General features: G+C 63.7%; 12 protein-coding genes. 6 read left to right on the top strand and 6 right to left on the bottom strand.

Going from position 1 to position 12,472, the window contains the following annotated elements; genetic code table 11:
• Position 1 precedes the first annotated feature (1 nt).
• From CFP68_RS12380 to CFP68_RS12360, 5 genes are all read left to right on the top strand, one after another.
• Positions 2-967, top strand: a complete 966-nt coding sequence (locus tag CFP68_RS12380) for an ABC transporter permease (protein ID WP_099827247.1) — start codon at positions 2-4, stop codon at positions 965-967.
• Positions 951-1,754 (top strand): purine-nucleoside phosphorylase, encoded by an 804-nt coding sequence (locus CFP68_RS12375; protein WP_099827246.1) that lies wholly within the window; start codon positions 951-953, stop codon positions 1,752-1,754. The genes CFP68_RS12380 and CFP68_RS12375 overlap by 17 nt, the downstream gene beginning before the upstream one ends.
• 81 nt (positions 1,755-1,835) lie before the next feature.
• On the top strand, positions 1,836-2,747 hold the full coding sequence (locus CFP68_RS12370) for a sulfite exporter TauE/SafE family protein (RefSeq protein ID WP_099827245.1): 912 nt from the start codon (positions 1,836-1,838) through the stop codon (positions 2,745-2,747).
• The gene (locus CFP68_RS12365; protein ID WP_099827244.1) at positions 2,744-3,511 is read left to right on the top strand and encodes a TIGR02186 family protein; all 768 of its coding nucleotides are present in this window, start codon (positions 2,744-2,746) and stop codon (positions 3,509-3,511) included. The genes CFP68_RS12370 and CFP68_RS12365 overlap by 4 nt, the downstream gene beginning before the upstream one ends.
• A 131-nt stretch (positions 3,512-3,642) precedes the next feature.
• Entirely contained in the window at positions 3,643-4,080 is a 438-nt protein-coding gene (locus CFP68_RS12360; protein ID WP_099827243.1) for a PACE efflux transporter, read from the top strand.
• A gap of 39 nt (positions 4,081-4,119) precedes the next feature.
• On the opposite strand, the gene CFP68_RS12355 is transcribed toward CFP68_RS12360, so the two are convergent.
• The 6 genes from CFP68_RS12355 to CFP68_RS12335 form a co-directional block, all read right to left on the bottom strand.
• On the bottom strand, positions 4,120-5,664 hold the full coding sequence (locus tag CFP68_RS12355; RefSeq protein WP_099827242.1) for an ATP-dependent DNA helicase: 1,545 nt from the start codon (positions 5,662-5,664) through the stop codon (positions 4,120-4,122).
• A gap of 42 nt (positions 5,665-5,706) precedes the next feature.
• Positions 5,707-6,330, bottom strand: a complete 624-nt coding sequence (locus tag CFP68_RS12350) for an acyl-homoserine-lactone synthase (RefSeq protein WP_099827241.1) — start codon at positions 6,328-6,330, stop codon at positions 5,707-5,709.
• A 114-nt stretch (positions 6,331-6,444) separates the two neighbouring features.
• A complete protein-coding gene (locus CFP68_RS12345) occupies positions 6,445-7,158 on the bottom strand; it encodes a helix-turn-helix transcriptional regulator (protein WP_099827240.1) in 714 nt (237 codons plus the stop codon).
• On the bottom strand, positions 7,103-7,351 hold the full coding sequence (locus CFP68_RS17925) for a hypothetical protein (protein ID WP_145953449.1): 249 nt from the start codon (positions 7,349-7,351) through the stop codon (positions 7,103-7,105). Before CFP68_RS17925 ends, CFP68_RS12345 begins: the two co-directional genes overlap by 56 nt.
• Before the next feature lie 154 nt (positions 7,352-7,505).
• Positions 7,506-8,801, bottom strand: coding sequence for a crotonyl-CoA carboxylase/reductase (gene ccrA / locus CFP68_RS12340; protein ID WP_099827239.1), 1,296 nt, complete (start codon positions 8,799-8,801; stop codon positions 7,506-7,508).
• Between the two features lie 104 nt (positions 8,802-8,905).
• Positions 8,906-10,297 carry a 1-acyl-sn-glycerol-3-phosphate acyltransferase gene (locus CFP68_RS12335; RefSeq protein ID WP_099827238.1) on the bottom strand — a complete coding sequence of 464 codons (1,392 nt, stop codon included), beginning with the start codon at positions 10,295-10,297 and terminating at the stop codon, positions 8,906-8,908.
• Positions 10,298-10,456: 159 nt separating this feature from the next.
• Here CFP68_RS12335 and CFP68_RS12330 point away from each other — a divergent pair, with 159 nt between their 5' ends.
• Positions 10,457-12,427 (top strand): methylmalonyl-CoA mutase family protein, encoded by a 1,971-nt coding sequence (locus CFP68_RS12330; protein WP_193825227.1) that lies wholly within the window; start codon positions 10,457-10,459, stop codon positions 12,425-12,427.
• Positions 12,428-12,472 lie beyond the last annotated feature (45 nt).

The raw sequence follows: 12,472 nt of genomic DNA, 5'->3' as shown, positions 1-12,472 counted from the left end.
CATGGAACTCATCACGATCATTCAGATCCTCGATTCCACCGTTCGGCTTGCAACCCCGCTGCTGCTGGCCTGTCTTGCGGGCCTGTTCAGCGAACGCGCCGGGATCTTCGACATCGGTCTCGAGGCCAAGATGCTGGCCGCCGCGTTCTTTTCCGCTGCCGTCGCCGCGATGACCGGTTCGGTCTGGCTGGGCCTGATGGCGGGGATTGCCGCGTCGCTGGTGTTCGCGCTGATCCATGGCATCGCGTCGATCACGTTTCGCGGCGATCAGCTGATTTCCGGCGTCGCGCTGAACTTCCTTGCGTCGGGCATGACCGTGCTGATCGCGCGCGACTGGTTCAACGAGGGCGGGCGCACCCCGGCGTTGATCGACGGCGGACGGTTTCAGGAAATCACCCTGCCCTTTGCCAACGCCCTGGCGGACGTGCCGGTGCTCGGGCCGATCTATTCCGAGCTTCTGTCGGGGCATACGGTGCTGGTCTATGTGGCGTTCCTGGCGGTTCCCGCGACATGGTACATCCTGTTCCGCACCCGGTTCGGCTTGCGCCTGCGCGCCGTCGGCGAAAATCCGGGCGCGGTCGACACCGCCGGCATTTCCGTCGTGCGACTGCGGTATTCCGCGGTTCTGATCGCCGGTCTGCTGTGCGGCCTGGCGGGGGCTTACCTGGCCACCGGTCTGGCCGCCGGGTTCGTCAAGGACATGACGGCGGGGCGCGGATATATCGCGCTGGCCGCCCTGATCTTTGCGAAATGGCGGCCGTGGTATGCCATGGGCGCCTGCCTGCTGTTCGGCCTTTTGGATGCGATCGGAAACCGCTATCAGAGCCTTGAACTTCTGGGCCTGCCGATCCCGACGCAATTCATGCAGGCCCTGCCCTATATCCTGACCGTCGTGATCCTGGCCGGGTTCGTCGGAAAGGCAATTCCCCCCCGTGCCGGAGGACAGGCCTATGTCAAGGAACGCTGACGAACTCGTCGATCTGATCCGTGAAAAAACCGGATCGGCCAAGGTGCGCTATGGCCTGATCCTGGGATCGGGCCTCGGGCACCTGGCGGATGCGATCAACGGGGTGTCGGTCGATTATGCCGATCTGCCGGGCTTTCCCCACGCGGGGGTGTCGGGGCACAATCCCAGGCTGGTGATCGGCGACCTCGAAGGGGTTCGCGTCGCGGTTTTCGGCGGACGCGCGCATTATTATGAAAAGGGGCGCGCAGACGCCATGCGCCTGCCGCTGGAGGTTCTTGCCGGTCTGGGCGCCGAAGCGATGATCGCCACCAACGCCGCCGGATCCCTGCGCGAGGACATGCCGCCAGGCAGCCTGATGATGCTGAACGACCACATCAACTTTTCCGGCATGAACCCCCTGATCGGCGAGCCGACAGATGCGCGGTTCGTCTCGATGGTCGATGCTTACGACCGCGATCTGCGCAACGCGTTGCTGACGGCGGCGGGTGAGGAAAACGAGATTCTGGATGAAGGCATCTATGCCTGGTATTCCGGCCCTTCGTTCGAAACCCCGGCCGAAATCAACGCGATCCGGATACTGGGGGCGGATGCCGTCGGCATGTCGACCGTGCCCGAGGTGATCCTGGCGCGGTTCCTCGGCCTGAAGGTCGCCGCCATCTCGATCGTCACCAACATGGCCGCGGGCATGAGCGACGAAACCATCAGCCACGAACACACCAAGGAAATGGCGCCGATCGGTGCGGCAAAGCTGGAAAAGGTGCTCCGCGCGTTCCTGCGCACCCGTTAGGACGGAAATAACCGCACCGTCACTGGCCTTGGTGCGCACGACCTGCTTTGATCGGACAAACGCCGAAACGGACACACCGACATGCAGCTGTATCTGCCCATTGCCGAGGTTTCGATCAACGCCTTCCTGTTGCTGGGCATTGGCGGGCTTGTCGGCATCCTGTCGGGCATGTTCGGTGTCGGCGGCGGCTTCCTGATCACGCCGCTGTTGTTCTTCATCGGTATTCCGCCGGCCGTCGCCGTTGCCACCTCGGCCAACCAGATCGTGGCATCGTCGTTTTCCGCCCTGTTGGCGCATCTCAAGCGCAAGACGGTGGATCTGCGTATGGGAACAGTCCTGCTGATCGGCGGTCTGATCGGATCCTTCCTGGGGGTGCAGGTCTTCAACCTGCTGCGCCAGCTCGGGCAGGTCGATCTGCTGGTCAATATCTTCTATGTCGTCTTTCTGGGCATCATCGGCGCGATGATGTTCGTCGAATCCCTCAACGCCATTCGCCGCAGCCGCAAGGGCGGGCGGGTGACGCGCCGGCATCACACCTGGATCCAGGCCTTACCCCTGAAGGTGAAATTCCGCAAGTCGGGGCTGTATATCTCGGTGATCCCGCCGGTGATCGTGGGAATACTGGTGGGGATCCTGGCCGCGATCATGGGTGTGGGGGGCGGTTTCATCATGGTGCCGGCGATGATCTATCTGCTGGGGATGCCGACGAAGGTGGTGATCGGCACCTCGCTGTTCCAGATCGTTTTCGTGACCGCCGCCACCACCCTGTTGCACGCGACCACGAACTATACCGTCGACATCATGCTGGGCCTGCTGCTGATCGTCGGCGGCGTGATCGGCGCCCAGGTGGGCACACGCATCGGCACAAGGATGAACGCAGAACAGTTGCGCATCCTCTTGGCCGGGCTGGTCCTGTTGGTGTGCGGCAAACTGGCGTTCGACCTTCTGGTGCCCCCGGACGAGGTGTATTCGATCACCGAGGGCTGGTCATGATCCGCGCTGCGCTGATGCTGCTGTGTCTTGCGTTGCCCGCCAACGCCGCGCCCGAGGAGGACAGCGTGCTGGCCGGCCTGTCGCAGAACCGCATCGCCATCACTGCCGCCTTCGACGGCACCGAATTGCTGATCTTCGGCACGGTGAAGCGCAGCGCGCCCATGCGCGGCGAAACGCCCCCCGGCATCATCGTCACCGTCTCGGGGCCGTCGCAGGAGATCACCGTGCGGCGCAAGGAACGCTGGGCCGGGATCTGGGTCAACCGCGCGGCGCTGAAGATCAACCGCGCGCCCAGCTTCTATGCCATCGCCACCTCGGGGCCGCTGACCGAGGTTCTGTCGTTCACCGACGATCTGCGGTACTCCGTCAGCATCCCCCAGGCGATCCGAACCGTCGGTGCCGCCCATACGGTCGAATACACGGACCTGTTCACCGACGCATTGGTGCGCATCCGCAGTCGCGCGGACCTGTATCAAAACAACGAAAGCACCGTGAACATTCTTGAGGATACACTGTTCGACACGTCGATCACGCTGCCGGCGAACCTGGTCGAGGGCGATTACGTCGTGCGCCTGTTGCTGACCCGCGACCGCGAGGTCATTTCGACCTTCGAGACGGAAATCTATGTTCAGAAAGTCGGGCTTGAACGGTTCGTCTATAACCTCGCCCACGAACAGCCGCTGCTCTATGGCTTGCTGTCGCTCGTGCTTGCCATCGGTGCGGGCTGGGCGGCATCCCAGGCTTTCCGCTTTGTGCGCGGATAGAGCGGAATTTCCCGAAACCGCCACCGTCTTGAAGCGCCCATCGGCCGATGCTAGATACCGCCACTGAGGACGACCTCTCCCGATAATGGGTTATTTGCCGGGACGACCCGGCGCCGTTTATTGAGGAAGTCATGCGCTCTCCGCTCGACCGTCTGCGTCACGCCATCAGCTTTGAAATCATCGCCCTTCTTCTCGTCGTGCCTCTTGGCGCGCTGGCCTTCGGGGTGCCGATGCAGAGCCTGGGTGTCGTCGGGATCGTCAGTGCCACGATCGCGACGCTGTGGAACATCGTCTACAACTTCGTGTTCGATCTCTGGCTGCGGCGGCAGACCGGCACGACCGAAAAGACGCTGGCCATGCGCGTTCTTCACACGGTCCTGTTCGAAATCGGCCTTCTGTTCGTCCTTCTGCCGTTCATCGCGTGGTATCTGGACCTGACGCTGTGGCGGGCTCTGGTGATGGACGTGTCCTTTGCCGTTTTTTACATGATCTATGCGTTCGTGTTCAACTGGAGCTATGACCGGGTGTTCCCCCTGCCCGAATGGAAGGCCGCGCGGTCGGCCCAATGATCCGGATCTGGGTGTGACCGGTGCGCGCAATCGCCGATCTCAGGCGTCTTCCTCCCCGCTTTCCAGCGACAGCGGCGCCGGTGCCGCCGTCAGGTCATCGACGCCCAGGGGTTGATCGGGCCGCGCCAGCCGGTTGCGCACCACCCAGAACAGCCGTTCCTCGGCCCGCGTGATCGCGACATAGGCGAGCCGCTTCCACAGCGCGATCCCGGCTTCGGTGCGTCCGACGCGGGCGGCGGCGAACAGGTCGGGGGCGAACACCTGCACGTCGCGCCATTGCGACCCCTGCGCCTTGTGGATCGTCACCGCCGCGCCGTGCAGGAACGTCGCCCCCATGCGCGCGGCGAAGGGGATGAAGGGTTCTTCCTCGTCCGGCATCTCGATCTTGACGATCGAGGCGGCACTGACCTGGGGATCCTCGGCGCCGATGACGTGCAGGCGCGAAAATCCGGGCTTGCGCCCCTGCCCCAGAAAGATCACCTGCGCGCCCTTGATCAGGCCCCGCGCCTCGAGGTCGATGCGTTTCTTGCGGTGCTTCAGCGGCAGTTCCAGACCGTCGCAGATCAACGGCTCACCGGGCAGCAGGGCGTCGGGCGGTGCGCCATACGCCGCCCGAAAGGCGTGGATCAGCCGGATCCGCGTGGCGTTGCGCCAGACCAGAACCGGCGAGCGCGCCATTTTCGACGCCTCGACCCGCTGCGCCAGCACGACGCGACCGTCGCGCTGTGCCGCGTCCTCGACCATCCGCTCGAATGTGTCGAAGGTCAGGGAGTCGTCGGCCAGGGCATGGGCGAGGTCCAGGATCGGGTTGTCCTTGTCCTGTCGGTGGACCCGGTGCAGCACCAGTTTGCGTTCCGGCTCGAGCGTGTCAAAGACCATCGCCCCGGATTGTTGCACCGGCGCCAACTGTGCCGGATCGCCGAACAACAGCAGCGTCGGGAAGATCTCTTGCAGGTCCTCGAACTGGCGGTTGTCCAGCATCGAGGATTCATCGACCAGCCCGATATCCAGCGGCTCCTCCCGGCGTTTCCAGCCGGTGATGAAATCGCTGCCGCGCAGCCCGGCGGTGGCCAGCGCGCCGGGCACAGATTTGTTCGTCTGGTAAAACGCCAGCGCACGATCCAGCGCCAGATCGGTCAGTCCCTCGACCACCGGGCGTTCGCCGTTTCCGGCTAGCCATTCGGCGACCTTTTCGTATTCCGGATCGTAAACAGGGGTATAGAGGATGCGGTGGATCGTCGTCGCCGGCACGCCACGGTTGCGCAGCACCGAAGCCGCCTTGTTGGTCGGCGCCAGGATCGCCAGCGTGCGGCGATCTTTCTTCCTGCGCGATTCGTAATCGCCGGACACGACATCGACCCCCGCCTCCTCCAGCGCCTTGTAAAGCCGTGCCAGAAGCAGGGTCTTGCCCGATCCGGCCTTGCCGACGACGGCCAACAGGTGGGATTTGCCTTCGGCCATGGGGCGCCACGTGTCGTTGTCCAGATCGATACCGGCGGATCGCAGCACCTCGGTGATGCGATCATAGGCCAGGGCCTGGTCTTCGGAAAAGGCGATCTGGGCGGTTTCGGCGGGCATCTGCATGGCGCGGACCTTAATCGCGCGCCGCGCCGATGCCCAGAGACGTCAGGCCGCCAGAACCAGTTTCCCATCCCCAAAGGCCCGCCGATACCAATGACGCGACACTTCTGATGACACCCCGGCGCGGGCCAGCAACGCCGCCCGCAACTCCGGCCCATAGGTCCAGAGACCCGCACAGATCGCGTCCCGTCCCGCCCCGTCGCGCCCCAGCACCGCTGGCGGCCAGCCGAGGCGGCCATAAACCCGCAGCATCCGGGCATCGAAGACGCCGACGGCATGGGTCAGACCAAGGTTCAGCCCGACCTCGAGCCCGCCCAGCATCAGCGCGGCCGACACATGGCCGCCCGCCCCCGGTGCCAGGCAGAACCGCGTGCATTCCCAGATCAGCGGATCACGCACCGGATCGGCAAGATGACCGAAATGTTCACCCAGCATGGTGCGCCCGGTGGTCGGCAGATACCTGAGGGATCCGCCATGCAGGCCATCGGGACGTTCCCAGATGATATAAAGCGGGTTCAGCGCGTCGTATTGATCCCGTTCGCGCCCCGCATCGTCCAGCGCCACGTCCCATCCCAGACGATGGCGGAACTGGGCCGCGCGGTCGGCGAACATGCTGTCGCGCAGCCGCGGATAAGTGGACAGGCCATTGCCATAGATATACCGGATCATCCTGATCTTCCTTCGCTTGAGGTGAAGGAAGGGATCGCCCGGTTGTGGTTAATACGCGCCTGCGCAAGCGCGCGTTGCCTAAAACTGTCGGCAGAATTTCCTGCCGAATCCCCGCTAGAGGATCAGAAGCCCCTGCGCCAGCGCCTTGGCCACCGCGTGGGTGGTGTTGCTGGCGCCCAGCTTGAAGCGCGCACTTTCGATGTAGACGCGCAATGTGTGTTCAGAGATGGCCAGGGTATCGGCGGCCTGGGCCCGGTTCAGACCGGACGCCAGCATCGTCAGGGCATCGACCTCGCGCGGTGACAGTTTCTGCACCGGGATGTGATCGGACCCGCGTTCGATTTCCAGCGCCTTCTGGTTGATGAAATGCGCCAACAGGATCAGGTCGGACAGGTGCGCGTCGCGAAAGGTTTTCCAGGCCTCGTCAGTGGCGCGGTGGCTGATCGTGAACAGCGCGAACTGGCCGCTGGGGCCACGGATCGGCACCGAATACCCCTGATGGCCCACGCCGTTGTCGACGGCCGCGCCCAGGAACGCGCGGGTGGGCTTGGGCGACCAGTCGAGCTGTTTCCAATCCACCGGATGAAAGCGGCGCAGACAGCCCTGCACCACCGGATCGATACGGGCGTAATCCTGTGTGGTGTATTCGCTTACCCAGGCGTCGGAATAGGTCAGTGCGGCATATTGTTCGCCGATGGAGTTGACGGAATGATAGACCAGATGTTCCGCTTCGAAGGCATCCCGCAGCCGGAAGATTTCGGCGCGCAGATCGTCAAGCGTCGTCGTGGATTGCAACCTCTCGATGAACCATTCGCGCTTCTGCCGCATTTCGTCCGATCAGGGCCACGGCCCGCTGTTCACCGGTGGCGATTTCGAATGCCGCCACCGCAGACGCCCGCTCCAACTGCTCGGCCAGGGCCGACAGATCATTGCGCGACGCGAATTGCTTCAAGTCCGTCAGTACGTCAAGTATCCAGTCATTCGCCATCGGCGACACCCCTATTCCAAGCATGAACGTCACTACCAATCAACCCTAGCATGTATAGGTTGCCCGGTGATATTCACACTTTTCAACTCCCCCGATATGGTGAGGCGGGGTCAGGCAAGTCATTGAACCCTCAAGACCTGCCCTGTCCGGCGCGACAAACCCGGCCGGTGCCCCGAACGTCCGGCGCTCAGCCGAACGGGCTGGCCTCGACGGCGTCCTCGAAGGTGCGCAAGCCGGTGCGCGGCGCCTGCACCAGAACCGCCATGTTGCCCGGCTTGTGTTCGTTGGCGCGCATCTTGGTGTGTGCCGCAGGGATCTGGTCCCAGCCGAACACTTCCGACATGCACGGATCCAGCCGCCGTTCGATCATCAGCTTGTTGGCCGACGACGCCTGTTTCAGATGCGCGAAATGCGATCCCTGCACCCGCTTCTGGTGCATCCACAGATACCGCGCATCCAACGTCAGGTTGTATCCGGTGGTGCCGGCGCAGATCACGACCATGCCGCCCTTCTTGCACACGAAGGTCGACACCGGGAACGTCGCCTCGCCGGGGTGTTCGAACACCATGTCGACGTTCACGCCCTTGCCCGTGATACCCCAGATCGCCTTGCCGAACTTGCGCACCTCGTCGAACCACGTCTTGTAGGCGTCGGTATTGACCGTGGGCATCTGCCCCCAGCAGTCGAAATCCTTGCGGTTCAGAACGCCCTTGGCGCCCAGCGACATCACGAAGTCGCGCTTGTCCTCGTCGGAAATCACACCGATCGCATTGGCGCCGGCGGTGTTGATCAACTGGATCGCATAGGATCCCAACCCGCCCGAAGCGCCCCAGACCAGAACGTTCTGCCCCGGCTTCAATTCATGGGGGTGGTGGCCGAACAGCATCCGGTATGCGGTGGCCAGGGTCAGGGTATAGCAGGCCGATTCCTCCCACGTCAGATGGCGCGGACGGGCCATGAGTTGCTGCGCCTGCACGGTCGTGAACTGCGCGAAGCTGCCGTCGGGCGTCTCGTATCCCCAGATCCGCTGACTGGGCGAGAACATGGGATCGCCGCCGTTGCATTCCTCGTCATCGCCGTCGTCCTGGTTGCAGTGGATGACAACCTCGTCGCCCACCTTCCAGCGGGTGACCTTGTCGCCCACCGCCCAGACAATGCCGGACGCATCCGATCCCGCGATGTGATACGCCGCCTTGTGCACGTCGAAGGGCGAGATCGGAATGCCCAGACCAGCCCAGACACCGTTGTAATTCACGCCCGCGGCCATCACCAGAACACAGACCTCGTGGCTGTCGGGGCGCGTGACGTCCACGACCTCAAGCTGGAACGCCGTGTCGGGTTCGCCGTGCCGCTCGCGCCGGATGGCCCAGGCGTGCATCTGCTTCGGCAGATGGCCCAGGGGCGGCATCTCGCCCACCTGATACAGATCCTTCAGCGCCGAGGTGTCGGTGCGCGGGGTGTTATCTGTGTCCAAGGCCGCCATGGGAAAACTCCGTTCAAGATGCCGCAGCGCAGAATTGCGCCTCGCATTCCGGAATACGAAGCAGCCCGCAACAATGCAACCTCTAGAAGTGGTCTTTTGTAATTTTATGTCTCGTCAGGACGTGAATGCGGAAGTGCTGCGCCGTCTTCCGGCGCATTTTCCAGGTGATGCGCGATCGACGCCGCGTAATAGGCGACAAGTGACACCTTGCTTTCCACGACACGAACGCCCGCGGGGTCATCGCGCACCATATTGCGCAGGCGCAGCATGTCCAGCGCCGGCAGATCCCCCTTGGACACGTCCAGCGCAAGGCGCGCGCCGCAAGCCACCAGTCGGGCCGTCAGTTCACGGGTTTCGCGATGAAACTCCGCCTCGCTCATCACGCCGCCGGCGCGCGTCAGCACCAGGCAGGCCAGCGGAATCGGCAACACCGGCACCGCCCGGCGCAGACGTCGCATCAGTTCGGCGCCCACCGCATCGGGATCGCGGTCGTCCGGCCCCACGTGCAGCGGCGTGCCATAGCTGACGGCAGCGGTGCCAAAGCGCCGGATGCGGCCGGTGATCCGGCGCCACACCCACCGCAGAACGAACGGCACGCTGCTGCGCCACGAGCCGCGAAAGCGCCGTTCGCCGGTGCGGGCCGCCTCGATCAGGATCCGGTCCTCCATCACCCGGTCGTAATTCAGCGCGACAGGCACGAACACCAGGGGCCGCGTGCCGTCGCGATTGCCGTCCAGAAGATAGCTGAGCAACCCCAGCTTGGCCTGCCCCACCGCGCCGGTGACCGACAGACCACCTTCGGGAAAGATCGCCTGTGTCACGCCCGCCGCCGTGGCCAGTTGCACATAGCGCGCCAGCACCCGGCGATAGAGCGCGTTGCGCGACTTCCGGCGGATGAAATACGCGCCCATCGCGCGAAACAGCGCCGACAGCGGCCACACCCGCGCCCATTCACCCACCGCATAGGACAGGGCCGACCGTTCGGCGACAAGATAGGTGACCAGCACGTAATCCATGTTCGAGCGGTGATTCATCACGAACACCACCACCGCCTCGGGGTCGAGATCGGCCAGAAGTTCGGTTTCGGTCTCGATCCGGCGGACGGAATACAGGCTGGTCGACAACCAGCGTGCTGCCCGGATGGCGAACCCGAAATAGGCGCTGGCGCTGAAACCGGGCACGATCTCGCGCGCATAGCGTTTGGCCTCGGCAAAGGCGACATCCTCGCGCACGCCCAGCTCGCGGGCGCGGGCGCTGACCGCGTCGATGACCGCGGGATCGTAGATCAGCCGCTGGATCATGTCGGCCCGCCGCAACAGCTTGAACGGCTGAATAGGCACCTGAAGCCGCGTGTTCAGCCGTGCCACGACCCGCTCGGCCCGCTTGCGGAAAAACCACCCTACCGTCGGGTTCAGGAAATGCGTGGCAAAGGTGACCGCCGCGAACAGAAGGATCAGGCCTAGCAGCCAGACGGGAATTTCGACGCGCGCGAACATGGGGGAAACCGTGGCACGTCGGCCCGGCCCGGTAAATCCCGATCCGGCACCGCAGCGACGGCGACGCGAATTTGCCGCAACGCAGCGATTGACAGCGCCATTTTATTACCCTAGCAAGTTTTGAAACGTAATTTAATTACGCGACTTCAGGAGTTCCAGATGGCAGGCATCCCCCCGAAAGACGACCCCTGGCTGTTTCGCACCTATGCCGGTCATTCCACTGCCCGCGCCAGCAATATCCTGTATCGCGGCAACCTGGCCAAGGGGCAGACCGGTCTGTCGGTGGCGTTCGACCTGCCGACCCAGACCGGATACGACAGCGACCATGAACTGGCGCGCGGCGAGGTCGGCAAGGTCGGCGTGCCGGTGGCGCACCTGGGCGACATGCGGGCGCTGTTCGCCGATATCCCGCTGGACCGGATGAACACCTCGATGACCATCAACGCCACGGCGCCGTGGCTGCTGGCGCTTTATATCGCGGCCGCCGAGGAACAGGGCGCCGACATCGCCCGATTGCAGGGCACCGTGCAGAACGACATCATAAAGGAATACCTGTCGCGCGGCACCTATATCTGTCCGCCCGAACCGTCCTTGCGCATGATCACGGATATCGCCGCCTACACCCGCGAACATCTGCCGAAATGGAACCCGATGAACGTCTGTTCCTATCATCTGCAGGAAGCAGGCGCGACGCCGGATCAGGAACTGGCCTATGCATTGGCCACCGCCACGGCCGTTCTGGACGATCTGCGCGGCAAGGTGGCCGCGGCCGACTTTCCCGAAATGGTCGGTCGCATTTCATTCTTCGTGAATGCCGGAATCCGCTTTGTCACGGAATTGTGCAAGATGCGAGCGTTCGGCGAATTGTGGGACGAGATTTGCGTGACGCGCTATGGCGTGACCGACCCGCTCTATCGTCGTTTTCGTTATGGCGTCCAGGTCAATTCCCTTGGATTGACCGAACAACAGCCTGAAAACAATGTGCATCGCATCATGCTGGAAATGCTTGCCGTCACGCTGAGCAAGAACGCCCGTGCCCGCGCCGTGCAACTTCCCGCGTGGAACGAAGCTTTGGGGTTGCCGCGCCCCTGGGATCAACAATGGTCGCTGCGCGCACAACAGATATTGGCCTATGAGACCGATCTGCTGGAATACGGCGACCTGTTCGATGGCAACCCGGCCATCGCGGCCAAAGTCGAAAGCCTGAAGGACAGCGCGCGGGCGGAAATGGCCACCATCGACGCCATGGGCGGCGCGGTGAAGGCGATCGAGCACATGAAATCACGCCTGGTCGAAAGCAATGCCGCGCGGATCGCCAGCATCGAAAGCGGCGAGACGACGGTGGTCGGCGTCAACCGGTTTACCGGCGCCGAAGCCTCGCCGCTGACCGCGGGCGAAGGTTCGATCATGGCGGCCGACAAGGATGCCGAAGCCGACCAGATCGCCCGCCTGGACGCGTGGCGAACCGAACGCGACGAAGCGGCCTGTCGCGCTGCTCTGGACGCCTTGCGCGCCGCGGCGCACAGCGGAGAGAACATCATGCCGGCGTCGATCCGCGCGGCCAAGGCGGGCGTCACGACAGGCGAATGGGGCGATACGATCCGCGCCGTGTTCGGCCAGTTTCGCGGCCCCACGGGCGTGTCGCGCAACCCCTCGAACCGCACCGAGGATCTGGCCGAAATCCGCGCCGCGGTCGATGCCGTATCGACCCGTCTGGGCCGGCGGCTGAAACTGCTGATCGGCAAACCCGGACTCGACGGTCATTCCAACGGTGCCGAACAGATTGCCGCCCGCGCGCGCGACTGCGGGATCGACATCTCTTACGACGGCATTCGCTTTACCCCGGATGAAATCGTCGCGGCGGCGCGCAATAGCGAGGCCCACGTCATCGGCCTGTCGATCCTGTCCGGCAGCCATCTGCCATTGGTGGCCGAGGTTCTGGCCGGGCTGAAAGCCGCGGGATTGGGCCATCTGCCGGTTATTGCGGGCGGCATCATCCCCGAATTGGACGCCGCCGAATTGCGACGACTCGGAGTGACCCGCGTCTATACCCCGAAGGATTTCGAACTGAACCGGATCATGTTGGATATAACCGCCATCGCCGACCCGACCAGGGTTGCGGCGCAATGATTTCGCGCAATCACGCCGGTAGTAATGATCATATTCCGAATTTTG

The organism is Oceaniglobus indicus (genome assembly GCF_002751875.1).
Classification (GTDB): domain Bacteria; phylum Pseudomonadota; class Alphaproteobacteria; order Rhodobacterales; family Rhodobacteraceae; genus Oceaniglobus; species Oceaniglobus indicus.
Note: the sequence above shows the minus strand (reverse complement) of the source record. Positions and strands in the feature narration are given on the sequence as shown.